We start from the raw sequence: 25,321 nt of genomic DNA, 5'->3' as shown, positions 1-25,321 counted from the left end.
GGCACGCACTCCGGGGCCGGACCGGCTCACACCCTCACGGGGCGAGGCACAACGTCAGGCGTTGACGCAGGTGTTGCCGAAGGCGGGGTTCAGCAGGCCGATCACGGAGACCGTGTTGCCGCACACGTTCACCGGGACGTGAACGGGAACCTGGACGACGTTGCCCGAGAGCACGCCGGGGGAACCGATGGCGGCACCCTGAGCGCCGGCGTCGGCAACGGCCATGCCCGCACCCGCGAGAACGAGACCGCCAGTGGCAGCCGCAGCAGCGACGACCTTCTTGATCATTATTCCTCCTAGTTGCCAATGCGATCCCAGCCGCGGACCGCACCACCTGTAACGAGGGGGAATGGAGGGGGCTACGAGCCCCCGAGTTCATTCACTCTTTCCGGTCACATGCGAATGGGCGGTCGAATTCAGCAGGCGTCGAGGAAACGGTCCAGGACGCGGACGCCGAACTTCAGGCCGTCGACGGGCACGCGCTCGTCGACGCCGTGGAACATGCCGGCGAAGTCGAGCTCCGGCGGCAGCTGGAGCGGCGCGAAGCCGAAGCAGCGGATGCCGAGGTCGTCGAAGGACTTGGCGTCCGTACCGCCGGACAGCATGTACGGCACGGCGCGGGCGATCGGGTCCTCGGCGCGCAGGGCCAGCTGCATGGCGTCGACCAGGGCGCCGTCGAAGCTCGTCTCCAGGGCCTTGTCGCCGTGCACGTCCTCGCGCTTCACCCGGGGTCCGAGGATCCGGTCGAGGTCGGCCAGGAACTCCTGCTCGTACCCGGGCAGGAAGCGGCCGTCGACGTGCGCCGTGGCCTGGCCGGGGATCACGTTCACCTTGTAGCCGGCGCCGAGCATGGTCGGGGCGGCCGAGTTGCGGAGGGTGGCCCCGACCATCTTGGCGATGCCGCCGAGCTTGGCGAGGGTGCCGTCCATGTCCTCGGGGTCGAGCGGGGTGCCCAGCGCGTCCGAGAGCTCGTCGAGGAAGGACCGCACGGTCTTGGTCACCCTGACCGGCCACTGGTGGCGGCCGAGGCGTCCCACGGCCTCACAGAGCTCCGTGATCGCGTTGTCGTCGTTGGTCATCGAGCCGTGGCCGGCCGTGCCCTCGACGGTCAGGCGCATCCAGTGCATGCCCTTCTGGGCCGTCTCCACGAGGTAGAGCCGCAGGTTCTCGTTGACGGTGAAGGAGAAGCCGCCGACCTCACCGATCGCCTCCGTGACCCCGTCGAAGAGGTCCCGGTGCTTGTCGACCAGGTGCCGGGCGCCGTAGGTGCCGCCCGCCTCCTCGTCGGCGAGGAACGCGAGGACGATGTCGCGCGGGGGCTTGCGGCCGCTGCGCATCCGGTCGCGGACGACCGCGAGGGTCATCGCGTCCATGTCCTTCATGTCGACGGCGCCGCGGCCCCAGACACAGCCGTCGGCGATCTCGCCCGAGAAGGGGTGGTGGGTCCAGTCCTCGGCGTTGGCCGGAACGACGTCGGTGTGGCCGTGGATGAGCAGGGCCGGGCGGGACGGGTCCTCGCCCTCGATCCGGGCGACGGTCGAGGCCCGGCCCTTGTGCGACTCGATGATCTTCGGCTCGAGTCCGACCTCCGCGAGCTTCTCGGCGACGTACTCGGCCGCCGCCCGCTCGCCCGGGCCGGAGTGGTCGCCGTAGTTGCTGGTGTCGATGCGGATGAGGTCACGACAGAGGTCGACGACCTCGTTCTCCCCGGTGATGCCCCGCGCCGTGTTCGACTCGCTCACTCTGCTTCCTCCCACTACGTGCCCCACGTGGTTGCTGGTGGTCGCTCCCATCCTCCCGCGCGGCCCCCTCGCCGCCCAAGGGCGCCCGTCGGCCGACATGCGCCCGTCACACGACGGGGGGCCTCGGGAGGGTGGTGATCGACCCCCTCGAATGTTTGCTATTGTTTTCCACGTCGGAAGGGCCGAGCGGCCCGGAAGACAAGACACCTTGTCCGGGTGGCGGAATGGCAGACGCGCTAGCTTGAGGTGCTAGTGCCCTTTATCGGGCGTGGGGGTTCAAGTCCCCCCTCGGACACCACACGGAGTCCCGGTCGAGATCATCTCGACCGGGACTTCTTGCGTTGAGTACGCGCGGCACGAGGCGGAGCGGTGAGACGGAGAGCGAAGGCGCCGGCCGCGCCTCTCCCCCAGCGGGACGGCATCGACCCGGTGCGGGTGCGGCTGCCGGACGATCCGGGCGGGGAATGGGCGACCGTACGGGAGCATCTGCTCGACCGGTACGCGGCGGCGGTGGGGGCCGGGCGGGTCGAGGAAATGCTGCGGCAGGGGCGGTTCGTCGGGGTCGACGGGCCGGTGACCGGGGACGAGCCGTACGCCGTGGGGCGGTATCTCTGGTTCCATCGGGATTTTCCGGCCGAGGTGCCGGTGCCCTTCGACATCGGGGTCGTGTACCGGGACGAGCGGATCCTGGTCGTGGACAAGCCGCACTTCCTGGCGACGATGCCCCGGGGGCGGCACGTGACGGAGACCGCGATGGCGCGGTTGCGGCGGGAGCTGGGGTTGCCCCGGTTGCAGCCCGCCCACCGGCTGGACCGGCTGACGGCGGGGCTCGTGCTCTTCGTGGTGCGGGAGGAGGACCGGGGGGCGTACCAGACGCTGTTCCGGGACCGGCTCGTGCGCAAGGAGTACGAGGCGGTGGCCCCGTACGACCCTGCCGTGGAGCTGCCGGTGACCGTGCGGAGCCGTATCGAGAAGGAGCGCGGGGTAATGGCCGCCCGGGAGGTGCCGGGCGAGCCGAACAGCGAGAGCCGCGTCGAGCTGCTCCGGCACGCGGGAGGGCTCGGGTGGTACCGGCTGACGCCGGTCACCGGGCGGACGCATCAGCTGCGGGTGCACATGAACGCGCTGGGGCTGCCGATCCTGCACGATCCGGTCTATCCCGTGGTCCGCGCGGACGGGCCGGAGGACTTCGCGCGTCCGCTGCAACTGCTGGCGCGGACGCTGGAGTTCACCGACCCGTTCACGGGTGACGAGGTGCGGTTCGAGAGCCGGCTGGCTCTCAGTGGCCGCGGTTGATCCATTCCTGGAGGTGCGGGGCCTCGGCGCCGATGGTCGTCGGGTCGCCGTGGCCGGTGCGGACGACCGTCTCCGGGGGCAGCGTGAGGAGCTTCTCCCGGATCGAGTCGACGATCGTCGGGAAGTCCGAGAAGGACCGGCCCGTCGCGCCCGGGCCGCCCTGGAAGAGGGTGTCGCCGGTGAAGACCGTGCCCAGGTCGGGGGCGTGGAGAGAGACCGCGCCGGGGGCGTGGCCCGGGGTGTGGAGGACCACGAGGTCGGTGCCGGCGATCGTGAGGACCTGGCCGTCGGCCAGTTCGCCGTCCGGGCTGTGGTCGGGGTGGGTCTGCTTCCACAGCGGCTGGTCGGCGGGGTGGAGCAGGACGCGGGCGCCGGTGGCGGCCGCGAGCGCCGGGGCCGCGTCGACGTGGTCGTTGTGGGCGTGGGTGCAGACGATGGCGCGCAGGGCGCGGCCGTCGAGGGCGGCGAGGATCGCCTCGGCGTCGTGGGCGGCGTCGATGACGATGGCCTCGGTGTCGTCGCCGACGATCCAGACGTTGTTGTCGACGTCCCAGGTGCCGCCGTCGAGGCTGAAGGTGCCGGAGGTGACGAGGTGGTCCACGCGGGCGGTCATCACAGCACCACCACCGAGCGGAGGACGTCGCCCTCGTGCATGCGGGCGAAGGCCTTCTCGATGTCGCCGAGGCCGATGGTCTCGGTGACGAAGGCGGCGAGGTCGATGCGGCCCTGCTGGTGCAGGTCGATCAGCATCGGGAAGTCGCGGGAGGGCAGACAGTCGCCGTACCAGGAGGACTTGAGGGCGCCGCCGCGGCCGAAGACGTCGAGGAGCGGCAGTTCGAGCTTCATCTCCGGGCTGGGGACGCCGACGAGGACGACGGTGCCGGCGAGGTCGCGGGCGTAGAAGGCCTGCTCGTAGGTCTCGGGGCGGCCGACGGCCTCGATGACGACGTCGGCGCCGAAGCCGCCGGTGAGCTCGCGGATCGCCTCGACGGCGTCGGTGGAGCGGGAGTTGACCGTGTGGGTGGCGCCCATCTCGCGGGCCTTGTCCAGCTTGCGGTCGTCGATGTCGACGGCGATGATCTTCGCGGCTCCGGCGAGGCGGGAACCGACGATCGCGGCGTCGCCGACGCCGCCGCAGCCGATGACGGCGACGCTGTCGCCGCGGCCGACGTTCCCGGTGTTGATGGCGGCGCCGATGCCGGCCATGACGCCGCAGCCGAGGAGGCCCGCGACCTCGGGGGCGACGGCGGGGTCGACCTTGGTGCACTGGCCGGCGGCGACGAGGGTCTTCTCGGCGAAGGCGCCGATCCCGAGGGCCGGGGAGAGCTCCGTGCCGTCGAGGAGGGTCATCTTCTGCTTGGCGTTGTGCGTGGCGAAGCAGTACCAGGGGCGGCCGCGCTCGCAGGCCCGGCAGGTGCCGCAGACGGCGCGCCAGTTGAGGACGACGAAGTCGCCGGGGGTCACGTCGGTGACGCCCTCGCCGACCGACTCGACGATCCCGGCGGCCTCGTGGCCGAGCAGGAAGGGGAACTCGTCGTTGATGGCGCCCTGCTTGTAGTGGAGATCGGTGTGGCAGACGCCGCAGGCCTGGATCTTCACGACGGCCTCGCCGGGGCCGGGGTCCGGGATGACGATGGTCTCGACCCGTACCGGTTCGTTCCTGCCGGGGGCGATGACCCCCTGGACGTGCTGCGGCATCGCGAACTTCCTTTTCTCCGAACGGATCTTGTAAGGCTCCTGCGTACCACTATCTCCTGACAAAAGGCGAGACCCCCGCAGGCCGTGCCTGCGGGGGTCCCGTCGTCGCCTCGGGGTTCCCGTGGGGTTTCCGTGGCGGATGGTCAGCTCTGGCGCGACTCCGCGGTCTCGCGGACCCGGCCGCGGACCAGGAACCAGCCGCCGACGAGGGCCGCCGCGATGAGCGGCAGGCAGTTCACGGTGGTGCGGCTGATGCCGCCGTCCATCCACATGAGGACGAGGACGGAGCCGAGGAAGGCGATGGTCACGATCTGGGTGTACGGGGCCCAGGGCAGGTTGTAGCCGGGGCGGGTGAGCTTGCCCTCCTTGGCGCTGCGCCAGAACAGCAGCGAGCAGACCATGATCATGGCCCAGGTGCCGATGATGCCGATGGAGGCGAAGTTGAGGACCAGCTCGAAGGCCTCGCCGGGCATGACGTAGTTGAGCCCGACGCCCATGACGCCGAAGGCGGCCGTGAGGAGGATGCCGCCGTAGGGGACACCGCCCTTGTTCATGACGCCGGTGAACTTGGGCGCGGAACCGGACAGCGACATGGAGCGCAGGATGCGGCCGGTGGAGTAGAGGCCCGAGTTGAGGCTGGAGAGCGCGGCCGTGAGGACGACGAGGTTCATCACGCCGGCGGCGCCGGGGATGCCGAGCTTGTCGAAGACGGTGACGAAGGGGCTCTGGTCTCCGGAGTACGCGGTGTACGGGAGGATCAGCGCGAGCAGGACGACGGAGCCGACGTAGAAGAGGCCCACGCGCCACATGATCGAGTTGATCGCCTTCGGCATGATCTTCTCGGGGTTCTCGGTCTCGCCGGCGGCGACGCCGCACAGCTCGACGGAGGCGTAGGCGAAGACGACGCCCTGGATCAGGAGCAGCATCGGCATCATGCCGTTGGGGAAGATGCCGCCGTTGTCGGTGATGTTGGCGAGGCCCGGGGTGCTGCCACCGACGTCGTGCGAGGTCACGATGAGGAAGATGCCGATCAGCATGAAGGCGACGAGGGCGCCGACCTTGATGATCGCGAACCAGAACTCCATCTCACCGAAGTACTTCACGGAGATGAGGTTGGCGGCGAGGACGACCGCGAGGGCGATCAGGGCGAGGATCCACTGCGGGACGTCGCTGAACATCGACCAGAAGTGGGCGTAGGTCGCGGCCGCGGTGATGTCGGCGACGGCGGTGGTCGACCAGTTGAGGAAGTACAGCCAGCCGGCCGTGTAGGCGCCCTTCTCGCCCATGAACTCACGGGCGTAGGAGACGAAGGCGCCGGACGAGGGGCGGTAGAGCACCAGCTCGCCGAGGGCCCGCACCACGAAGAAGGCGAAGACGCCGCAGACGGCGTAGGCGATGAAGAGGGAGGGTCCCGCCTGGGACATCCGGCCACCGGCGCCGAGGAAGAGGCCGGTGCCGATGGCACCGCCGATGGCGATCATGTTGATGTGCCGGGACTTGAGGTCCTTGCGGTAACCGGCGTCGCCTGCGTCGACGTGGGGGGTTGCGGCCGGGCTCGCCGGAGCGGCGGACAGCGGCTCGGCCGCGATGACGCGGTCAGTCATGGAGTTGTTCGCCTTCGTGAGGGGGTCGTGCGGTACCCGGCCGTGCCTCGTGGGGGGTCTTCCCGGCACGGCCAGCGGACATCCTCACGTCAGGAGTGACAGATGACTGTGGCGCATGTCACTGAACGCCCATATTTGAGCTAGTTCAGAGCTTTACGGAGCCAATACGTCCAGTTCCTGGAGGGCGCCGACCGCGATCTGGCGGGTGAGCTCCTCGGCGCGGGCCGCGTCCCGCTCCCGTACCGCCTCGGCGACCTGGACGTGCAGGGTGACGGCGGCGGGGTCGGGGTCCTCGAACATCACGTGGTGATGGGTGCGGCCGGTGAGGACCTCGGCGACGACGTCGCCGAGGCGGGCGAACATCTCGTTCCCCGAGGCGTTGAGGACGACCCGGTGGAAGGCGATGTCGTGGACGAGGTACTCCTCCAGGCGCCGGCCCCGCGAAGTGGCGACCATGCCGAGGGCCTGCTCGGTGAGCTCACGGCACTGCTCGGGGGTGGCGTGGGTGGCGGCGAGCCCCGCCGCGACGGGTTCGACGGCCGAGCGGAGCACGGTGAGGGAGCGGAGCTGGCGGGGGCGGTCGGCGCCGGCCAGCCGCCAGCGGATGACCTGGGGGTCGTACACGTTCCAGCTCGCGGTGGGGAGCACGGTCACGCCGACGCGGCGGCGGGACTCGACGAGGTGCATGGACTCCAGGACGCGCACGACCTCGCGGACCACGGTCCGGGAGACGTCGAAGCGTTGGGCGAGCTCGTCGGTGCGCAGCACGGTGCCCGGCGGGTACTCCCCCGCGGTGATCGCGAGACCCAGGGTGGCGAGGACGTGCGAATGGAGCCCCTGGGCCGGTGTCGTCATGGTCGCAAGCCTATGCGCGCGCGCTCGGATGATCACCTCGGGAATTAAAAGTACTACTTTTATGTCACAGCCTCTTGAATACGTCGTACCCAATGGGTTTCATGAGCGCGACGGATCGATGTCGAAGAAGACAGCGAGGCACCACCCATGAGCACCACCCCCCAGCCCGAGGCACGGACGGTCGTCGTCGTGATGGGCGTCGCCGGTACCGGCAAGACCACCATCGGTCCGCTGGTCGCCGAGGCGATGGCCCTCCCCTACGCGGAGGGCGACGACTTCCACCCGGCGGCGAACGTGGCCAAGATGTCGGCCGGCGTCCCCCTGGACGACACCGACCGGGCGCCCTGGCTCGACGCCATCGGGGCGTGGGCGCACGACCGGGCCGGGCTCGGTGGTGTGGTGAGCAGCTCCGCGCTGAAGCGGGCCTACCGGGACCGGCTGCGCGCCGCGGCCCCCGGAGTGGTCTTCCTCCATCTGACCGGTGACCGGGAGCTGATCGAGGGACGGATGGCCGCCCGCAAGGGCCACTTCATGCCCACCGCGCTCCTCGACTCCCAGTTCGCCGCCCTCCAGCCGCTGGAGGAGGACGAGGCCGGTGTCGCCGTCGACGTCTCCGGCACCCCCGAAGAGATCGCCGCCCGGGCGGTCGCCGCCCTGCGCGCCCTCGCCGGCTGACCTGCCGTCCCCCGTTTCCCGCTCGTACGAAGGACACCCCCGTGACCAGTCTCAGTGTCGAGGTCCTGGCAGCGGATGCCGCCGAACCCATCACCTCGGCAGGCAACGCCCAGCTCGGTATCGCCGTGCTCGCCGGCATCGCCCTCATCGTCCTGCTCATCACCCGGTTCAAGCTGCACGCGTTCCTGGCGCTGACCATCGGCTCGCTCGCGCTCGGCGCGTTCGCCGGTGCGCCGCTCGCCGACACGATCAAGTCCTTCACCACCGGCCTCGGCAACACCGTCGCGGGCGTCGGTGTGCTGATCGCGCTCGGAGCGATCCTCGGCAAGCTCCTCGCCGACTCGGGCGGCGCCGACCAGATCGTCGACACGATCCTGGCCAGGGCGAGCGGCCGTGCCATGCCCTGGGCGATGGTCCTCATCGCCTCCGTGATCGGCCTGCCGCTCTTCTTCGAGGTCGGCATCGTGCTGCTGATCCCGGTCGTGCTGATGGTCGCCAAGCGCGGCAACTACTCCCTGATGCGGATCGGCATCCCGGCCCTCGCCGGCCTCTCCGTGATGCACGGGCTCATCCCGCCGCACCCCGGGCCGCTCGTCGCCATCGACGCGCTCGGCGCGAACCTGGGCGTCACCCTCGCGCTCGGTCTGGTCGTCGCCGTCCCGACCGTGATCATCGCCGGTCCGGTGTTCTCCCGGTACGCCGCCCGCTGGGTGGACATCCCGGCACCCGAGAACATGATCCCCCAGCGTCCCTCCGAGGACCTGGACAAGCGCCCCGGCTTCGGCGCCACGGTCGCGACCATCCTGCTGCCGGTCGTCCTGATGCTGGTCAAGGCGCTCGTCGACATCGTCGTCGACAACCCTGCCAACGGCCTGCAGAAGGTCACCGACGTCATCGGCTCGCCGCTGATCGCACTGCTCGCCGCCGTCATAGTCGGCATGTTCACGCTGGGCCGCGCGGCCGGCTTCACCAAGGAACGGCTGTCCACGACCGTCGAGAAGTCCCTCGCCCCGATCGCGGGCATCCTGCTGATCGTCGGCGCGGGCGGCGGCTTCAAGCAGACCCTGATCGACATCGGCGTCGGCCAGATGATCCTGGACTACTCCAAGGACTGGTCCATCCCGGCCCTGCTGCTCGCCTGGCTCATCGCCGTCGCGATCCGGCTCGCGACAGGCTCCGCGACGGTGGCGACGATCTCGGCGGCGGGGCTCGTGGCTCCGCTCGCGGAGGGCATGTCGACGACCGAGACGGCGCTGCTCGTGCTCGCGATCGGTGCGGGGTCGCTCTTCTTCAGCCACGTCAACGACGCCGGGTTCTGGCTGGTGAAGGAGTACTTCGGGATGACCGTCGGCCAGACGGTCAAGACCTGGTCGGTGATGGAGACGATCATCTCGGTCGTGGGGATCGTGTTCGTGCTGCTGCTGTCGCTGGTGTTGTAGCCGCTCGAAAATCGGCGCCCGGGCCGGTCCTGGCTGACAGACTGTCGGCCATGACCGGCCCTCACGCACTCAAGCCCTTCCTGCTCGCCTTCCCCGGCCCCCTGCGGGACCAGCTCGTCGCGGCGGTGCTCGCGGGCGAGAAGACCGCTACGACGGGACTCCTCGCGGAGTACGAGATCGAGAACGAGGACCTGCCCGAGCCGGGCGAGCGCTCGGCGCTCATCGACTCGGACGGCCGCGAGGTGGCGGTCGTGGAGATCACGGAGGTCCACGTCCTGCCCCTGCGCGACGCCGACCTCCGCCTCGCGCTCGGCGAGGGCGAGGGCTACCGGTCGGTGGCGGAGTGGCGCGAGGGTCACGAGAGCTTCTGGCACAGCGCGGAGATGCGGGAGGCGCTGGGGGACCCGGAGTTCGTGGTGGACGACGGGACGATGCTGGTCGTGGAGTGGTTCAAGGTGGTCGAGGTGGTTCAGGCGGGGGGTTGAGGGGACTGCCTCGGGGACTGAGGCGGCCGGGTCGGCCGAGTCGGCTGAGGGGCCAGGACGGCCAGGAGGCGGTTCGCCAGGTCGCGGGGCTGCTCTTCGCCGTCGGTCTCGGCCGCACGGCGGAGAAGCGGGATCAGGTCGGGGTCGTCGCGGCGGAGGTCGGCAAGGATGCCGAGGGCGGCATGGCGGACGGTGGGATCGGGGTCGTGATCGAACCGGTCCCCGGCCAGGGCCGCCAGCTCGGGGCCGCTGCGACGGGTGCGGAGCTCGTGCAGGGCAGCAGCCCGTACCGCGCCGTCCTCGTCGTTCACGGCAAGGTCGTGGACGAGGCGCACCGCCTCGTCCACGTCGCCGCACTCGGTCAGCAAGTAGCCGACCACGGAAGCCCGCGCATGGTTGTCGGGGTGGTTCCGCGCCAGGTCGAAGGCCAGGACACGCGCCGCCTCGGGATCCCCCATCCCGAGCCACATCAGGGCGTGGCTCTGGACCTCCGGACTCGGGTCGTTCCGGCATCGGTCCAGGAGGAAGTCCCGGACCAGCGTCTCGTCCTCGCCGTTCACGACGAAGAGGTCCAGGCCGTACTGGCGGATCCAGCCGAAGTCGTCGTGCTTCAGGCGACGGGTGAAGAGATCCGCGAGCGGGCCGGCCGGGATGCCTCCCTCGGCCAGACAGCGGAGGGCGGCCCACCGCACGGCGATGTCCTCGCGACCGGCCAGCTCACAGAGGTGCGCGTGCATGCCCGGGTCGTCCGACCCGATCTCCCGTACGGCGTTGATCGCGGCGACCGTCACCTCGGGGCTGCCGTCGTTCCTCAGCAGCTCCTGGACGAGGTCACGCACCACCCTCTCGTCGCCGGTCCTCTTCACCACGGCGGACAGTGCCGCCGCGCGGACCTCGGGATCGGCGTCCTCCAGCGCGGGCCTCAGGAGCTCCATCGCGCGTGCTCCGTCCTCGGCGTGCAGGGCGAGCGGGCGCAGGACCGACTCACGCACCCGGGGATCGGGATCGCCGAACAGCCTGTCGAGCGCGGCCCGGGCCTCCGGCGTGGCGATCCGGTGCAGCTGCAGACAGCCGAGCGCCGCCTGTCGCACCTCCGTGTCCGCGTCACCCAGCAGCTCGACGGCGAGGCGGGCCACCCAACCGTGGTCGACGTCCTCGTCGTACCTCAGGCGCGCCATGAGGGCCGTCCTGACCTCCTCCTCCTGTTCGTGCCGCAGGCACTGTGCCACCGGCTCCCAGGACGACGTGTCACGGCCCGCCCTGTCGACGAGCAGACCCGCGGCGGTGATCCGCTCCACCCGGTCGGCCCCGTTCAGGGCCGTCTCGGCGAGAAGCCCGGTGCTGGGCGACTCCCCTCCGCCGCGCAGGAACAGGCCGATCCTCATGGCCAGTTGACTCGGGGAGCTGTCCAGCGTCCACCAGATGTCCGGCTCCTCGCGGGGCCACCGCTCACACCACTGCAGATAGTCGTCCCGGCCCGCCCAGTCGGCGCCGATCGCCATCAGCGTCCGGCCCAGGGCCTTCACGTGCTCGGAGGGGTGGAACGTGGTGACGCCCAGTGTCCTGGCGAGCTCGAACAGCCGGATCGTCCGGGCCACCATGGCCCTGCTCTGCGGGGCCAGTGCCCCGACGCGGCGGACCTCCGTCAAGCAGCGTGCGACGAAGGCCACCTCCGCGAAGGCCTCGTCCGAATGGTCTCCGAGCGGTACGCCGAGGGCTTTCGGCGCCAGCAACCGGTCGATGATCCCCGCCACGAACCGTTCGTCCAGCAACCCCACCAGCAACAGCAGGATCTCGTGCCACGTCGGACCTTGCTCGCGAAGAGGTCCTGGAGGTCCTCCTCGGACAGGCTCCGTTCGCGGTGGAAGCGGTGGTCCAGGTCCGTCGCCGCCAGGTACTCCAGGAAGGTGCGGTGGACGAAGCCGTAGATCTCGCCGCCGAAGCGGCTGAGGATGAAGTTGCGGTGGCGGAACTGGTCCAGCATCAGCCGGGCCGCCGTCGCCGCGCGGTCCGGCGGCAGGGCGTAGCGGTCCTTCAGGTACTCCTCGAAGCTCTTGAGGAGGTCTGGGCCCGCGATGTGGTTGCCGGAGACGCCGCCGTGGCCTTCCTGCATCCGACGGGCGACCAGGCGCAGGAGTTCGCGCTTCTCCTCGCGTCCGAGGTACGGGAGGTGTTCCTCGACCTGACCGTCCTTGAGGAACTTGCTCGGGTCCCAGTGCTCGACCAGGACGTCGACCGCGTGCTCGTACACCGTGCGCCGGTCGCGCGGGAGTTCGCGACGGCGGCCGATGATGGCGAGGATCGTGAGGATCAGGGGGTTACCCGCGAGTTCCCGTACGGAGGCGGAGCCGTCCACGGCCGTCGTGACGCGTTCGATCAGCTTCCGGGCCTGCTCGGGCTCCCCCGGGTACGCGAGCGAGAACCACTGCTCGGCAAACACGCCGATCTGGTCCCGGTCGAGGTCCTGGAGCATGAAGTTGGTGAAGCCGGCGCCGTCGAGGACAGCCCGCCGGTAGCCGTAGCCGCGCGAGGTGACGAGGAGCCGGGCCCGGCGGTGGCGGGCGGCGAAGCCCGCGATGCGGCGGGTGACCGCGTCCCGGACGTCCTTCTCGAAGAGCTCGTCCAGGCCGTCGAAGATCACGAGGGCGGTGTACGTGCCCTCGCCCGTGAGGAGCGCGTCCAGCGTCCCGGGCGGAAGCCCCAGGCCCTCCGTGGCGTACTGATGGGCGAGGAAGTCCTCGAAGGTCCGCTCGCGCCAGGCGGGTTGCGCGTACTCCCGGAGTTCGACGATCAAAGGGAGGCTGCCGTGCAGGGCGGCCAGGCCCGGAGGGCGTTCGGGAGAGGTGAGGGCGAGCGCCAGGTAGCGGGCCAGGGTGGACTTGCCGGAGCCCGGGTGGCCGAGGAGGACGACGCGGTCGTGCTCGGGCGCGGTCAGGACGTCGAGCACGGGGAGCGGCGGCCGCTCCTGGTAGGCACGCCGGACGCGGTCGACCGTCTCCCGGTCGATGCCGGGCGGCAGGTCGTGCAGTTCGGCCTCGGCCGGGTCCATCAGGCGGCGCAGAAGCTCCTGGGGCAGTTCGACGGGCGGCGGGTCGGCCCGTACGGACTGGGGCACGAAGACGTCGCGCAGCCGGAGGACCAGGGGCCGGTCGCCCTGTTCCTGGAGGGGGGTGAGGACCTCCAGGTCGAGGCCGCCGTAGCGCTGGCGGACGCGGGTGGCGTAGGCCTCGCGGGCCGACTCGATCTCCGGTGCCTCGGGCGGGGGCGGAACGGCTCCCAGGGTGACGTGGACGTCCCCGCCGACCCCGTTGATCTGGGCGAGGGGGCCGTGGACGGTGGCTCCCTCCGCTGTCTGGCGCGCCTTCCGGCGCGCGAAGAAGCCCCTCATGAGGCGGAGTCGGGCGTCGGGGGCTCGATACGGACCGCGCCGCCCACCCCGTCGATCTGGTGCAGGTCGCCCGCCGTGCGGGTGCCGTGCGCCGACTGCGTTCCACCACCCTGCCCTTCGGCGGGAGCGGCCGTGGGCGGGGTGCCCGTACAACCGCTTCCGGCCGTGATGACGACGTCGCCCGCGACGTTCCGGACCTGGTGCAGGGAGCCGCCGGTGACCGCGTGGTCCGCCGACTGGGCGGGGCCCCGGGTGACGAAGCCCGCGAGAGCCAGGGCGAAGCCCGCGACCGTGAAGAACAGGCTGAGGACGCTGCTCCACTTGTCGGCCTCGTCCAGACCCTGGAGGACGAGGAAGGCCGCCAGGCCTGCCAGGGCGAGGAACCCGCCAACGACGGTGAGCAGTAAGCGTTTTGTCACCCCGCCATCCTGCCCCGGCGGCGCCTCCGTCGTCAGCCGGGCGCCGTCAGCCGACCCCCGTCGGGCCACCGCCGTCAGCCGACCCGCGCCACCCGACCCGCGCCACCCGACCCGCGTCACCCGACCCGCGTCACCCGACCCGCGTCAGCCCACCGCCGTCAGCCCACCGCCTGGGCCGCCGCCCTGCCCGCCGCCCTGCCCGAGAAGATGCAGCCGCCGAGGAACGTGCCTTCGAGGGAGCGGTAGCCGTGGACTCCGCCGCCGCCGAAGCCGGCGGCCTCGCCCGCCGCGTACACGCCCGGCAAGGGCTCGCCGGTCTCCGTCAGGACGCGGGAGGAGAGGTCCGTCTCCAGGCCGCCGAGGGACTTGCGGGTGAGGATGTTGAGGCGTACGGCGATCAGCGGGCCCGCCTTCGGGTCGAGGATGCGGTGCGGGGTGGCGGTGCGGATGAGCTTGTCGCCGAGGTACTTGCGGGCGCCGCGGATCGCCGTGACCTGGAGGTCCTTGGTGAAGGGGTTGGCGATCTCGCGGTCGCGGGCGGTGATCTCGCGGCGGAGGGCCGCCTCGTCGATCAGGTCCTCGCCGGTGATCCGGTTCATGCCGCGGACGAGGGCGGCGAGGTCGTTCTCGACGACGAAGTCCGCGCCCTTGTCCATGAACGCCTGGACCGGGCCGGGGACGTCGGCGCGGGCCCTGCCGATCACGTCGCGGATCGACTTGCCGGTCAGGTCGGGGTTCTGCTCGGAGCCGGAGAGCGCGAACTCCTTGCCGATGATCTTCTTGTCGAGGACGAACCAGGTGTGGTCGTGGCCGGTCCGCATGATGTGTTCGAGGGTGCCGAGGGTGTCGAAGCCGGGGAAGAGCGGGACGGGCAGCCGCTTGCCAGTCGCGTCGAGCCAGAGGCTGGAGGGGCCGGGGAGGATACGGATGCCGTGCTTGGCCCAGATGGGGTTCCAGTTCTCGATGCCCTCGGTGTAGTGCCACATCCGGTCGCGGTTGATGTGGTGGGCGCCGGCCTTCTCGGCGATGCCCAGCATGAGGCCGTCGACGTGGGCGGGGACTCCGGAGAGCAGCTTCGCCGGCGGGGTGCCGAGCCGGGCGGGCCACTGCTCACGGACGAGGTCGTGGTTGCCGCCGATGCCGCCGGAGGTGACGATCACGGCCTGGGCGCGGAGCTCGAAAGCGCCGGTGGGCGTGCGGGTGCTGGCCTCGCCACGGGCGACGGAGGACGGTTCGAGGATCTCGCCGGTGACGGTGTCGACGCTCCCGGCCGTGCGGCCGAGGCCGGTGACGCGGTGGCGGAAGCGGAGGTCGACGAGGCCACGGGCGGCGCCCTCGCGGACCTTGCGCTCGAAGGGGGCGACGAGGCCGGGGCCCGTGCCCCAGGTGATGTGGAAGCGGGGGACCGAGTTGCCGTGGCCGTTGGCGTCGTAGCCGCCGCGCTCGGCCCAGCCGACGACCGGGAAGAACCGCACCCCGCGCGCGTGGAGCCAGGAGCGCTTCTCGCCGGCGGCGAAGTCGACGTACGCCTCGGCCCACTTCCTCGGCCAGCGGTCCTCGGTCCGGTCGAAGCCGGCCGTGCCGTACCAGTCCTGGAGGGCGAGGGCGTGGCTGTCCTTGACGCGCATCCGGCGCTGCTCGGGCGAGTCGACGAGGAAGAGTCCACCGAAGGACCAATGGGCCTGGCCGCCGAGGGACTGCTCGGGTTCCTGGTCGAGGAGGATCACGGTGCGGCCGGCTTCGACCAGCTCGGCGGTGGCGACGAGCCCGGCGAGGCCGGCTCCGATCACGATCACATCAGCGTCGTAGGACATGGGTCGCATCTTGGATACACGAATGTATCGAGTCAACTGTTTCGGCTGTCTCCGCTGCCGCTTCTCTCCTCCCAGGACCCTTCCCGTTTTCTAATGTCGAGCATTAATATGTTCGTATGGCGAGAACGTCGGGGCCTGAGACCCGAGAGAAACTGATCCGCGCGGCGGAGGAGCTCTTCGCCGCCCAGGGCGTCGACGGAGCGCAGCTGCGGGACGTCGTGGCCCTGGCCGGACAGGCGAACCCCTCCGCGGTGCAGTACCACTTCGGCTCGCGCGCCGGGCTCCTCGACGCGGTCATGGCCGGGCGCCAGGCCCGTACGCGCCAGGTGCTCGCGCCGCTGCTCGATTCGGCCGGCGAGGACCTGAGGGAGCTCGTCGCCGCCCTCGTCACGGCCGAGGCGAGCGAGCTGCGCACCGACCGGGGTCGCCGCTGTCTGCGGATCTCCGCCCAGCTCAGCCACGAGAGCGGGATCCGCACCCGCACCCCGCACCCCACGCTCGACGGCACCGTCTACTGGCACCTCATCGAGCGGATGGCCGACCGGCTGGCCGCCTCCGGGCTGCCCGAGCCCCTGCTCCTGGAGCGCCTCGACCTGGCGCTGACCGTGGTGGGCGCGGCACTGGCCGACCGGGCCCGGCAGTACCTCGACGGCAGTGAGCCCCTCACCGGCGAGGCCCTCTTCCTCGCCGACCTGGTCGAGACGACCACCGCGCTTCTCCGGGCCGCACAGCCCCGGAGCGTCTGAATCACCGCGAAGGGACCCTTCATGAACGACCTCACCGGCAAGACCGTGCTCATCACCGGCGGCGCCCGCGGCCTGGGCGCCGAGGCCGCCCGGCAGTCCGTGGCCGCCGGCGCCAACGTCGTCGTCACCGACGTCCTGGACGAGGACGGCAAGGCGACCGCCGAAGCGCTCGGCGAGCGGGCGCGCTTCCTCCACCACGACGTGACCTCCGAGGAGGGCTGGGCGGCGGCCGTCGCCTACGCGGTGGCGGAGTTCGGCGGGCTGCACGGCCTGGTGAACAACGCGGGCATCTCCACCGGCGCCTTCCTGGAGACGGAGTCCGTCGAGCACTTCCGCAAGGTCCTCGACATCAATCTGACCGGTGTCTTCATCGGCATGAAGGCCGCGATACCGGCGATGAAGGAGGCGGGCGGCGGCTCGATCGTCAACATCTCCTCGGCCGCGGGCCTGATGGGCCTGGCCCTCACCGCGGGCTACGGCGCCTCCAAGTGGGGCGTGCGCGGGCTGACGAAGATCGGCGCGGTGGAGCTCGGCACGGCGGGTATCCGCGTCAACTCCGTCCACCCGGGCATGACGTACACCCCCATGACGGCCTCGGTCGGCATCGAGCGCGGCGAGGGAAAGTACCCGAACACCCCGATGGGCCGGGTCGGCGAGGCCGACGAGATCGCGGGCGCGGTCGTCTTCCTGCTCTCGGACGCCGCCTCGTACGTGACGGGCGCGGAGCTCGCGGTGGACGGCGGCTGGACCACCGGTCCGACGGTCAAGTACGTCATGGGGCAGTGACGGCCGGTCCGTGCTGCTTGGATGGCGGTCATGAGCGCCGCTGAAGAGATCCACGACGTCGTCGACGAGCACGACCGGGTGATCGGCCGTGCTCCGCGCGGTGAGGTGTACGCGCGGGGCCTGATCCATCGCTGTGTCTTCGTCCGCGTCCGGGACGCCGAGGGCCGGACCTTCGTCCACCGCAGGACGCCGGACAAGCTGCTCTTCCCCTCCCTGTACGACATGTTCGTCGGCGGGGTCGTCGGAGCGGGCGAGTCCTACGACGAGGCCGCCCTCCGCGAGGCCGAGGAGGAGCTGGGGGTCACCGGACTGCCCCGGCCCGAGCCGGTGCTGAAGTTCCTGTACGACTCCGGGGGCGTGGCCGGCAAGTGGTGGTCGGCGGTGTACGAGGTCCGGTGCGAGCTCCCCGTGGACCCGCAGGTGGAGGAGGTCGCCTGGCACGCCTTCCTGACGGACGAGGAGCTGACCGCGCGGCTCGGTGACTGGGAGTGGGTGCCCGACGGCCTGGCCGCGTACGAGCGGCTGCGGGCGGACGGGGACCGGTGAGGGCGGGCGGGAGCCGGTGAGGGTGGACGGGGGCCGGTGAGGGTGGACGGGGACCGGTGAGGGCAAACTCACGTCTCGCGGAGACGCTGACGAGCGTCGGGCAGGCCACACATCCGGCCGTTAGGGTGCACGTGTGAGCGATTTCGTGCAGAGCCTGCGGCTGTGGTTCGCGCCGCAGCGGATCCGGGACGAGGGGGAGACGCCGGACTACCGCTTCTCCCTCGCCAACGAGCGGACCTTCCTGGCCTGGATCCGGACCTCTCTCGCCCTGGTCGGCGGTGGTTTCGCCGTCGACCAGTTCCTGCCGGACCTGCGCTGGGGCGTCCGGGTCGGGCTCGCGCTCGCGCTGCTCGCGGCCGGAGTGCTGTGCGCGCTGCGGGCGGTCAACCACTGGGTGCGGTGCGAGCGGGCGATGCGGCGCGGCGAGGACCTGCCGGCGTCCCGCTTCCCCGCGGTGCTGAGCCTCGTGGTGGCCGTGGTGGCGCTCGCGATGGTGGTGGTCGTGGTCTTCGGCTGGACGGGGTGACCGGGCGGTGACGGAGGCCCACGGCACGGGGGGTCGCCCCGATCCGGAGGGGCGTGATCCTGAGGACCGTGATTCAGAGGGTCGTGATTCAGAGGGTCGTGATTCAGAGGGTCGTGATTCAGAGGGTCGTGATCCGGAAGGTCGTGATCCAGCAGGCCGTGATCCGGGGGCCCCTGATCCGGAACTCCGTGACCCCGGGCTCCAGCCGGAGCGGACGCGGCTCGCGTGGCGGCGTACGACCCTGTCGTGGACGGTGGTGGCCGTCCTCGCGGTCAAGCTGGCCCTCCACGACGACGCCACGGCGACAGGGCTGACGGCGCTCGCGCTCTCGGCACTGGTCTGGGCCGGCTTCCTGGCCGTCGCCCATCGCAGGATCCGCTCCCTGAGCACGGCCCGGCCCGCCCCCCTCTCCCACCGGGGCGCGCTGCTCGCGGCGGGCTGCACGATCGCGCTGGCCGCCTTCGGGGCGGCGCTCATCTGGTGACGGGGGGGATGGACCGGGAGGAAAGGGGCGTACAGGACTAGCCTGGAAGGGTCAGCCGTCAGCCGTCCCTCCTGGGAGGCCACGTCATGACCGTCCTCCACCACGAGCACGCCACCCACGCGCACTCCCACAGTCCGGCGTGCGGGCACACCGCCGTCCCGCACGGGGACCACGTCGACTACGCGCACAACGGGCATCTGCACCGTGAGCACGCCGGGCACTGGGACGAGTGCGAGACCACCCTGCACGTCGCGCACACCCACCCGGACCACACGCACGGGCCGGAGTGCGGGCACACCGCCGTCGCGCACGGCGACCACCTCGACTACGCGCACGACGGGCACCGGCACGCGGCGCACGGCAACCACTGGGACGACCACTGACGCGCACGGCCCGGGCCGGTCCGAGCCGGTTTCCCCCCGCTCCGGTCAACTGGCACTCTTCCCCTGTCCAGTTGAGCTCTCAGCCGGGGGAACCCTCATGTCTGCCACCGATCCCTACGTGGTCGCGCTCGCGCCGAACGTCCACGCCTTCGTCCAGCCCGACGGCGGCTGGTGCCTGAACAACGCCGGTTTCCTCGGCGACGCGGGCGAGTCCCTCCTCGTCGACACCGCGGCAACCGAGCGGCGGGCCCTGCTTCTGCGCGAGGCGGTCCTCGCGGAGGGGCTGCCGTTGCCCCGCACCATCGTGACCACCCACCACCACGGCGACCACACCTACGGCAACGGGGTCTTCCGGCCGGAGGCGCGGATCGTCGGCCACGAGAACTGCCGGACCGAGCAGCTCGCCGCCGGTCACCAGCTCCATCTGCTGTGGCCGCAGACCGACTTCGGGCGCGTCGACATCCTGCCGCCGTCCATGACGTACCGCGAGCGACTGACGCTGTACGTCGGAGACATCGAGGTACGGGTGATCCACCCGGGTCCCGCGCACACCACGGGCGACTCGATCGTGCACCTCCCCCAGCAGGGCGTGGTCTTCACCGGCGACCTCGTCTTCCACGGCGGGACACCCTTCCTGCCGATGGGCTCGCTCGCCGGGTCGCTGCGCGCGCTCGACCTGCTGCGCTCGCTCGACGCGCCGACGGTGGTGCCGGGGCACGGGCGGGTCACCGACCCCTCGGTGTACGACACGACGGAGCGGTACCTGCTCTGGGTACGGGAGCTGGCCGCCGAGGGGTACGCGAAGGGGGCGACGCCGCTGGAGACGGCGCGGGGCGCGGAGCTCGGGGAGTTCGCCGCATGGCAGGAGAGCGAGCGGCTTGTCGCGAACCTGCACCGTGCGTACGCGGAGCTGACCGGCCTGCCGGAGGGGTCGCCGCTGGATCCGGCGGCGGTCTTCGGCGACATGGCGGCCATGAACGGCGGGGTGCCGGTGGCCTGTCACGCCTAGGTCCTGTCGTCAAACTCCCGCCTGCCCTGCGGGCGGACGACGGGAGTTTGACGACAGGACCTGGGCGGCGTCTTGCTGATCGGCAAGACACCGCCTGGAGCCTGATCAAAGGACAGACCCTCACCACTCCGTCCGCCGCCGTGCGGCCACAGGGTGCCCGCACGCTCGGCGCTACCAGGTGCGCGGGTGCCACCCCGGGTCCGCCGCCCGCATGGCCGCCGCGTCGTCGCGGTCGCGGAGGGTGCCGTCGTCGTCCAGCCAGCGGCGGTGGAGGGCGGCGAGGGCCGGGCGGTCGAGCTCGACGCCGAGGCCGGGGGCGTCGGAGACGGTGAGGCGGCCCGCACGGAAGACGGGGCGGGTGGTGACGACGTCCTCGGTCTGCCAGGGGTAGTGCGTGTCGCAGGCGTGGTGGAGCCCCGGGAGCGTGGCGGCGACCTGGGTCATGGCGGCGAGACTGATGCCCAGGTGGGTGTTGGAGTGCATGGAGAGCCCCACGCCGTACGTACGGCAGAGCGCGGCCAGTTCGCGGGTGCGGTGGAGTCCGCCCCAGTAGTGGTGGTCGCAGAGGACGATCCGTACCGCGCCCTTCGCGAAGGCCTCCGGGACCTCCTCGAAGGTGGTCACGCACATGTTGGTCGCGAGCGGCACGTCCGTACCGGAGGCGATCTCGGCCATCGCGTCCGTGCCGCTCGCCGGGTCCTCCAAGTACTCCAGCACGTCCCTCAGTTCGCGCGCGACGGCCAGCGAGGTCTCCACCGACCAGGCGCCGTTCGGGTCGAGGCGGAGGGGGCGGCCCGGGAACGCCTCGGCGAGCGCGCGGATCGCGGCGATCTCGCGCTCGGGCTCGAACACCCCGCCCTTCAGCTTGAAGGAACGGAAGCCGTGGAGCCGGTCGAAGCGGCGGGCCTGGGCGACGATCCCGGCGGGGTCGAGGGCCGCACCCCAGTCGTCCGTGGGGCCCGTGCCGGGACGGGCGGCCCAGCGGTGGAAGAGATAGGCGCTGTACTCGACGGAGTCGCGGACCTTGCCGCCGAGCAAGGCGTGGACGGGCAGGCCGAGGGTCTTTCCCAGGGCGTCGAGGCAGGCGGTCTCGAAGGCGGAGACGACGGAGAGGCGGAGTTTCTCCGCCGTCCTGACCCCGCGCAGGCCGGCCGCGTCGACCCCCTCGGACGCCGGCAGGGGGGCAGGGTCGACGGAAGCCGCCAGAGCGAAGACCTCGTTCACGTCCGTGACCGCATGGCCGGGCAGGGCCTCGGCCAGCGGCCGGGCGAGGTCGAGGTAGACGCCGTCGCCGTACGTCTCTCCGAGGCCGCTCACCCCGCCCCTGGTGACCACTTCCACCACGAGCCGTGGCGTGTAGGGCTGGTGGACGCCCTGGACATTGAGGAGGGGCGGGTCGGAGATGAGGATCGGGGTCAGCCGGACTTCGTCGACGAGCAGCTTCAGCGCATCCATATGTGAACCCTATTCAGAGACGAGACCGAGGGCCAGGGTGCGGCAGCTGCGTTCCCGGCCCACCCCTGGACGACATACCGACTGGTCGGTCATCATGAACGACGACTGCAGCCGATCCGGAGGTACGCACCATGAGTTCCGCCCCGCCACCAGGCCTCGATCCCGAAGCGCTGCGCCGGTTCCTCGACCGCGAGCGGCCCGGCCTGGTGACCGGCCCCCTCGAAGCCCGGCTGATCGAGGGCGGCCGTTCGAACCTGACGTACGTCGTGACCGACGGCGCCGGCCGCTGGGTCGTCCGCCGGCCGCCCCTCGGCCACGTCCTCGCCACCGCGCACGACATGCGGCGCGAGCACCGGGTCATCAGCGCCCTGGCCGGGACCGGCGTGCCCGTCCCCCGGACCGTGCTGTTCTGCGAGGACGAGTCGGTGCTCGGGGCGCCCTTCTACGTCATGGAGTTCGTCGAGGGGACGCCGTACCGCTCGGCCCAGGAGCTCGCGCCGCTCGGCCCCGAGCGCACCCGCGCCGCCGTCCTCGGCCTGGTCGACACGCTCGTCGACCTGCACGCCGTCGACCCGGCGGCCGTCGGGCTCGGCGACTTCGGCCGCCCCGAGGGCTTCCTCGACCGGCAGCTGCGCCGCTGGGGCAAGCAGCTCGACGCCTCGCGCGGCCGGGACCTCACGGGGATCGACGAGCTGCACGCCGCGCTCGGCCGCGCGCTGCCCGCCTCTCCGCCGCCCACCGTGATCCACGGCGACTACCGGCTCGACAACGTCCTCATCGACGGGGACGACCGCATCCGGGCCGTCCTCGACTGGGAGATGTCCACCCTCGGCGACCCGCTCACCGACCTCGGCCTGCTCGTCATGTACAGCACGCCGCTCGACCTGCCGGACTCCCCCATCTCCACGACGGCCACGGCCCCCGGGCACCCGAGCGCCGCCGAGCTGGTCGAGCGCTACGCGGCCCGCTCGGGCCGCGACACCTCCGCCCTCGCCTGGTACACGGCCTTCGCCTGGTTCAAGCTCGCCGTGATCCTGGAGGGCATCCACTACCGCTGGACCCTCGGGCAGACGGTCGGCGCGGGCTTCGACCGCATCGGCGAGCTCGTCCCCGTCTTCATCGAGCACGGCCTGACCACCCTTCAGGAGGGCTGAACCACCATGGACTTCTCCTACGACGCCCGCACCGAGGAACTGCGGGCGAAACTCCTCGCCTTCATGGACGAGCACGTGTACCCGGCCGAGGCCGTCGCCGAGGAGCAGCGCGCCCTGCTCGCCTCCCCCTGGGACACCCCGGCGATCGTCGAGGAGCTCAAGGCCGAGGCCAAGCGGCAGGGCCTCTGGAACCTCTTCCTGCCCGACGCCGAGTACGGTGCCGGGCTGACCAACCTCCAGTACGCGCCGCTCGCCGAGATCACCGGCCGCAGCCCGCACCTGGCTCCCACCGCCCTCAACTGCGCCGCCCCCGACACCGGGAACATGGAGCTGCTGGCGCAGTTCGGGGACGAGGCGCAGAAGAAGCAGTGGCTGGAGCCGCTGCTCGCGGGCGAGATCCGCTCGGCCTTCGCGATGACCGAGCCCGAGGTCGCCTCCTCCGACGCGACGAACATCGAGACCCGGATCCGGCGCGACGGCGACTCTTACGTCGTCGACGGCCGCAAGTGGTACATCTCCGGGGCGATGAACCCCGACTGCAAGGTCTTCATCGTCATGGGCAAGACCGACCCCGACGGGGCCGACCTCCGTCGCCAGCAGTCGATGATCCTCGTGCCGCGCGACACCCCAGGCGTCGAGGTGCGACGCGCGATGCAGGTGTACGGCTACGAGGACCACTCCCACGGCGGCCACGCCGAGGTGATCTTCGACGGCGTCCGTGTCCCGGCCGCGAACCTGGTCGGTGAGGAGGGCGGCGGCTTCGCCATCGCGCAGGCCCGGCTCGGTCCCGGCCGGATCCACCACTGCATGCGGCTCATCGGCATGGCCGAGCGGGCCGTGGAGCTGATGTGCCGGCGCACGGTCTCCCGCACCGCCTTCGGCAAGCCGCTCGCCCAGCAGGGCGTGGTCCAGAACTGGATCGCGGACGCCCGCGTGACGATCGAGCAGCTGCGGCTGCTCGTCCTCAAGACGGCCTGGCTCATGGACACCGTCGGCAACCGCGGCGCGCACACCGAGATCCAGGCCATCAAGATCGCGACCCCGCGCGCGGTCGTCGACATCATCGACAAGGCCGTGCAGGCGCACGGGGCGGGCGGGGTCTCACAGGACTTCCCGCTGGCCGAACTGTGGGCGGCGGCGCGGACGCTGAAGCTCGCGGACGGCCCGGACGAGGTGCACCAGCGGTCGCTGGCGCGGCGGGAGCTGAAGCAGTACCTGTGACGCTCTACGGGCGGAGGGCCCGCAGCAGGAGGTCGGCCAGGTGGTCGGCCACCTGCTGCGGGGTGAGCGGGCCGTCCGGGCGGTACCACGTCGACAGGTGGTGCACCGAGCCGAAGTGGTAGTCGACGACCAGGTCGGAGGGGGTCGCCGCGGAGAAGACGCCGGACTGCTGGCCCTCCTCGATCAGCGCCCTGAACCGCTCGTGGTAGCGCCGCCGCTCGCCCCTGACCTGCTTGTTCTTCTCGGGGCTGAGGTGGTGCATGGAGCGGAAGAAGATGGCGGCGTCGTCGAGGTTCTCGATGGTGGTGACGACGACGTCGGCGGCGGCCCCGCGCAGCCGGTCCTCGACGGGCGCGTCGGCGTCCGCGTAGGCGTCGAGGCGCTCCTGCTGGAGGCGCAGGACCCGGGCGTAGACCTCCTGGAGGAGGTCCTCCTTGGAGCCGAAGTAGTGGTAGAGGGCGCCCTTGGTGACCCCGGCGGCCTCGACGATCTCCTGGACGGAGGTGCGGTCGTAACCCTGCTCCGCGAAGAGCCGGGTGGCGGCGGCGAGGAGCCTCTGGGGGACCGGTGCCCCGCTCTCGTCCGTCGTCCTGGCCATGCTCCGCCGCCTTCCCTCGTGGTCGTTCCTGGTCGGGGGAACACCGTTCCCGTCCGTAGATCTTCCCATCCGCCGGGGTGCCCGCTAGCGGGCGCCCGTCTCCCAGGCCTGCTGGACGTGGTTCATGGTGCCGAGCCAGCGCTCGGGGTCGGTGGCACGGTTGCGGTAGTAGCCGGCGACCTCGGGGTGGGGCAGGACGAGGAACCGGTCGGCGCCGATGGCGTCGAGGAGGGCGTCGGCGACGTCCTCGGGCTCGATGGCGGTGGGGGCGAGGACCAGCTCACCGGCGGATCCGGCGGCGGTGAGCATGTCCGTACGGACGCCCTGGGGGCAGATCGCGTGGACCTTGAGGCCACGGTGGCGGTAGGTGAGCGAGAGCCACTCGGCGAATGCGTACGCGCCGTGCTTGGAGACGCTGTACGGCGCCGCGCCGATCATGGTGAGCAGCCCGGCGGCGGAGACGGTGGACACGAAGCGGCCGCTGCCGCGCTCCAGCCACTCCGGGAGCAGGGCGCGGGCCGCCCGGACGTGGGCCATGACGTTGACGTCCCAGGCGGCCGCCCAGACGTCCTCGTCGGCGAAGGCATCGCCGGGCGAGGAGAGCCCTGCGTTGGCGCACCAGACGTCGATGGAACCGGGACCCCCGAGAGCCTCGCGGGCCTCGTCGACGACGGCGGAGGCGTCGCCCGGGACGGCGACGGCGCCGATCTCCTCGGCGATGGCCTTGGTGCGGACGGGGTCGAGGTCGTTGACCACGACGCGGGCCCCTTCGGAGGCGAAGCGGCGGGCGAGCGCCGCACCGATCCCGCCGCCCGCGCCCGTGACGACCACACCGGCGCCCCGAAGGGCACTCGTGTCCGCGCTCATGGTTGAACCCACCTCTCCGCAGCCGGCCGGCACCGGGATGCAGCGGTGCCGCGATACCGGCAGACTAACCGGTCGGTATGTGATGGGGGAAGGGTCCGCCCGCACGCCTCGTTCCCCGGGGCGGTCAGGAG

The 25,321-nt window shown here is 71.4% G+C and carries 25 protein-coding genes, 1 tRNA gene and 1 pseudogene; 14 read left to right on the top strand and 13 right to left on the bottom strand.

Going from position 1 to position 25,321, the window contains the following annotated elements:
* Nucleotides 1-54 precede the first annotated feature (54 nt).
* Nucleotides 55-288 (bottom strand): chaplin ChpH, encoded by a 234-nt coding sequence (gene chpH / locus IE124_RS22235; RefSeq protein ID WP_015032475.1) that lies wholly within the window; start codon nt 286-288, stop codon nt 55-57.
* A 128-nt stretch (nt 289-416) separates the two neighbouring features.
* Nucleotides 417-1,742, bottom strand: a complete 1,326-nt coding sequence (locus IE124_RS22230; RefSeq protein WP_055644423.1) for a M20/M25/M40 family metallo-hydrolase — start codon at nt 1,740-1,742, stop codon at nt 417-419.
* Between the two features lie 210 nt (nt 1,743-1,952).
* Between IE124_RS22230 and IE124_RS22225 the strand changes: the two genes are divergently transcribed.
* A tRNA-Leu gene (locus IE124_RS22225) sits at nt 1,953-2,040 on the top strand.
* Nucleotides 2,041-2,111: 71 nt separating this feature from the next.
* The gene (locus IE124_RS22220) at nt 2,112-3,038 is read left to right on the top strand and encodes a pseudouridine synthase (RefSeq protein WP_189509650.1); all 927 of its coding nucleotides are present in this window, start codon (nt 2,112-2,114) and stop codon (nt 3,036-3,038) included.
* Here the strand turns inward: IE124_RS22220 and IE124_RS22215 are convergent.
* The 4 genes from IE124_RS22215 to IE124_RS22200 form a co-directional block, all read right to left on the bottom strand.
* Nucleotides 3,022-3,651 carry an MBL fold metallo-hydrolase gene (locus IE124_RS22215; RefSeq protein WP_189509649.1) on the bottom strand — a complete coding sequence of 210 codons (630 nt, stop codon included), beginning with the start codon at nt 3,649-3,651 and terminating at the stop codon, nt 3,022-3,024. The two genes, IE124_RS22220 and IE124_RS22215, sit on opposite strands and share 17 nt — an antisense overlap.
* Nucleotides 3,651-4,736, bottom strand: coding sequence for an S-(hydroxymethyl)mycothiol dehydrogenase (locus tag IE124_RS22210; RefSeq protein ID WP_189509648.1), 1,086 nt, complete (start codon nt 4,734-4,736; stop codon nt 3,651-3,653). Before IE124_RS22210 ends, IE124_RS22215 begins: the two co-directional genes overlap by 1 nt.
* 143 nt (nt 4,737-4,879) lie before the next feature.
* Nucleotides 4,880-6,340: an amino acid permease gene (locus tag IE124_RS22205; protein WP_189509647.1), complete on the bottom strand. Its 1,461-nt coding sequence runs from the start codon at nt 6,338-6,340 to the stop codon at nt 4,880-4,882.
* A 153-nt stretch (nt 6,341-6,493) separates the two neighbouring features.
* Nucleotides 6,494-7,195: a FadR/GntR family transcriptional regulator gene (locus tag IE124_RS22200; protein WP_150271852.1), complete on the bottom strand. Its 702-nt coding sequence runs from the start codon at nt 7,193-7,195 to the stop codon at nt 6,494-6,496.
* Between the two features lie 147 nt (nt 7,196-7,342).
* Between IE124_RS22200 and IE124_RS22195 the strand changes: the two genes are divergently transcribed.
* The 3 genes from IE124_RS22195 to IE124_RS22185 are packed head-to-tail and all read left to right on the top strand — an operon-like array spanning nt 7,343 to nt 9,794.
* Nucleotides 7,343-7,870: a gluconokinase gene (locus IE124_RS22195; RefSeq protein ID WP_189509646.1), complete on the top strand. Its 528-nt coding sequence runs from the start codon at nt 7,343-7,345 to the stop codon at nt 7,868-7,870.
* A 41-nt stretch (nt 7,871-7,911) separates the two neighbouring features.
* A complete protein-coding gene (locus tag IE124_RS22190; RefSeq protein ID WP_189509645.1) occupies nt 7,912-9,309 on the top strand; it encodes a GntP family permease in 1,398 nt (465 codons plus the stop codon).
* A gap of 50 nt (nt 9,310-9,359) precedes the next feature.
* Nucleotides 9,360-9,794 carry an ASCH domain-containing protein gene (locus IE124_RS22185; RefSeq protein WP_189509644.1) on the top strand — a complete coding sequence of 145 codons (435 nt, stop codon included), beginning with the start codon at nt 9,360-9,362 and terminating at the stop codon, nt 9,792-9,794.
* On the opposite strand, the gene IE124_RS22180 is transcribed toward IE124_RS22185, so the two are convergent.
* The 4 genes from IE124_RS22180 to IE124_RS22170 all read right to left on the bottom strand — a co-directional run bounded on the left by IE124_RS22180 (nt 9,779) and on the right by IE124_RS22170 (nt 15,415).
* Entirely contained in the window at nt 9,779-10,972 is a 1,194-nt protein-coding gene (locus IE124_RS22180; RefSeq protein ID WP_229832714.1) for a HEAT repeat domain-containing protein, read from the bottom strand. The two genes, IE124_RS22185 and IE124_RS22180, sit on opposite strands and share 16 nt — an antisense overlap.
* Before the next feature lie 467 nt (nt 10,973-11,439).
* Nucleotides 11,440-13,182 (bottom strand): NACHT domain-containing protein, encoded by a 1,743-nt coding sequence (locus IE124_RS35005; RefSeq protein WP_229832685.1) that lies wholly within the window; start codon nt 13,180-13,182, stop codon nt 11,440-11,442.
* The gene (locus tag IE124_RS22175; RefSeq protein WP_229832684.1) at nt 13,179-13,601 is read right to left on the bottom strand and encodes a hypothetical protein; all 423 of its coding nucleotides are present in this window, start codon (nt 13,599-13,601) and stop codon (nt 13,179-13,181) included. The genes IE124_RS35005 and IE124_RS22175 overlap by 4 nt, the downstream gene beginning before the upstream one ends.
* A gap of 158 nt (nt 13,602-13,759) precedes the next feature.
* Nucleotides 13,760-15,415, bottom strand: a complete 1,656-nt coding sequence (locus IE124_RS22170) for an FAD-binding dehydrogenase (protein ID WP_189509642.1) — start codon at nt 15,413-15,415, stop codon at nt 13,760-13,762.
* 116 nt (nt 15,416-15,531) lie between these two features.
* Between IE124_RS22170 and IE124_RS22165 the strand changes: the two genes are divergently transcribed.
* The 7 genes and pseudogenes from IE124_RS22165 (at nt 15,532) to IE124_RS22135 (ending at nt 19,895) form a co-directional block, all read left to right on the top strand.
* Complete coding sequence (locus IE124_RS22165; RefSeq protein ID WP_189509641.1) at nt 15,532-16,161, top strand: TetR/AcrR family transcriptional regulator; 630 nt, start codon at nt 15,532-15,534, stop codon at nt 16,159-16,161.
* Nucleotides 16,162-16,182: 21 nt separating this feature from the next.
* The gene (locus tag IE124_RS22160) at nt 16,183-16,947 is read left to right on the top strand and encodes a glucose 1-dehydrogenase (RefSeq protein ID WP_189509640.1); all 765 of its coding nucleotides are present in this window, start codon (nt 16,183-16,185) and stop codon (nt 16,945-16,947) included.
* A gap of 30 nt (nt 16,948-16,977) precedes the next feature.
* Complete coding sequence (locus IE124_RS22155) at nt 16,978-17,493, top strand: NUDIX domain-containing protein (protein ID WP_189509639.1); 516 nt, start codon at nt 16,978-16,980, stop codon at nt 17,491-17,493.
* 133 nt (nt 17,494-17,626) lie between these two features.
* Entirely contained in the window at nt 17,627-18,019 is a 393-nt protein-coding gene (locus tag IE124_RS22150) for a YidH family protein (RefSeq protein ID WP_055644410.1), read from the top strand.
* 184 nt (nt 18,020-18,203) lie between these two features.
* Nucleotides 18,204-18,503, top strand: a pseudogene (locus IE124_RS35000) (DUF202 domain-containing protein); the annotation flags it as partial.
* An 86-nt stretch (nt 18,504-18,589) separates the two neighbouring features.
* Nucleotides 18,590-18,886 carry a hypothetical protein gene (locus IE124_RS22140; RefSeq protein ID WP_189509637.1) on the top strand — a complete coding sequence of 99 codons (297 nt, stop codon included), beginning with the start codon at nt 18,590-18,592 and terminating at the stop codon, nt 18,884-18,886.
* A gap of 97 nt (nt 18,887-18,983) precedes the next feature.
* Nucleotides 18,984-19,895, top strand: a complete 912-nt coding sequence (locus IE124_RS22135; protein WP_189509636.1) for an MBL fold metallo-hydrolase — start codon at nt 18,984-18,986, stop codon at nt 19,893-19,895.
* Nucleotides 19,896-20,066: 171 nt separating this feature from the next.
* On the opposite strand, the gene IE124_RS22130 is transcribed toward IE124_RS22135, so the two are convergent.
* Nucleotides 20,067-21,350, bottom strand: a complete 1,284-nt coding sequence (locus tag IE124_RS22130) for an enolase C-terminal domain-like protein (protein WP_189509635.1) — start codon at nt 21,348-21,350, stop codon at nt 20,067-20,069.
* A 131-nt stretch (nt 21,351-21,481) separates the two neighbouring features.
* Between IE124_RS22130 and IE124_RS22125 the strand changes: the two genes are divergently transcribed.
* Nucleotides 21,482-22,504: a phosphotransferase gene (locus IE124_RS22125; RefSeq protein WP_189509634.1), complete on the top strand. Its 1,023-nt coding sequence runs from the start codon at nt 21,482-21,484 to the stop codon at nt 22,502-22,504.
* Between the two features lie 6 nt (nt 22,505-22,510).
* Nucleotides 22,511-23,725: an acyl-CoA dehydrogenase family protein gene (locus tag IE124_RS22120; RefSeq protein ID WP_189509633.1), complete on the top strand. Its 1,215-nt coding sequence runs from the start codon at nt 22,511-22,513 to the stop codon at nt 23,723-23,725.
* A gap of 4 nt (nt 23,726-23,729) precedes the next feature.
* Here the strand turns inward: IE124_RS22120 and IE124_RS22115 are convergent, their stop codons facing one another.
* Complete coding sequence (locus IE124_RS22115; RefSeq protein ID WP_189509632.1) at nt 23,730-24,323, bottom strand: TetR/AcrR family transcriptional regulator; 594 nt, start codon at nt 24,321-24,323, stop codon at nt 23,730-23,732.
* Nucleotides 24,324-24,407: 84 nt separating this feature from the next.
* Nucleotides 24,408-25,190 (bottom strand): SDR family oxidoreductase, encoded by a 783-nt coding sequence (locus IE124_RS22110; protein WP_189509631.1) that lies wholly within the window; start codon nt 25,188-25,190, stop codon nt 24,408-24,410.
* Nucleotides 25,191-25,321 lie beyond the last annotated feature (131 nt).

Source organism: Streptomyces narbonensis (assembly GCF_014649015.1).
In the GTDB taxonomy this organism is placed as follows: domain Bacteria; phylum Actinomycetota; class Actinomycetes; order Streptomycetales; family Streptomycetaceae; genus Streptomyces; species Streptomyces narbonensis.
The sequence above is the reverse complement of the archived record's forward strand: the minus strand, read 5'-3'. Positions and strand labels throughout refer to the sequence as shown.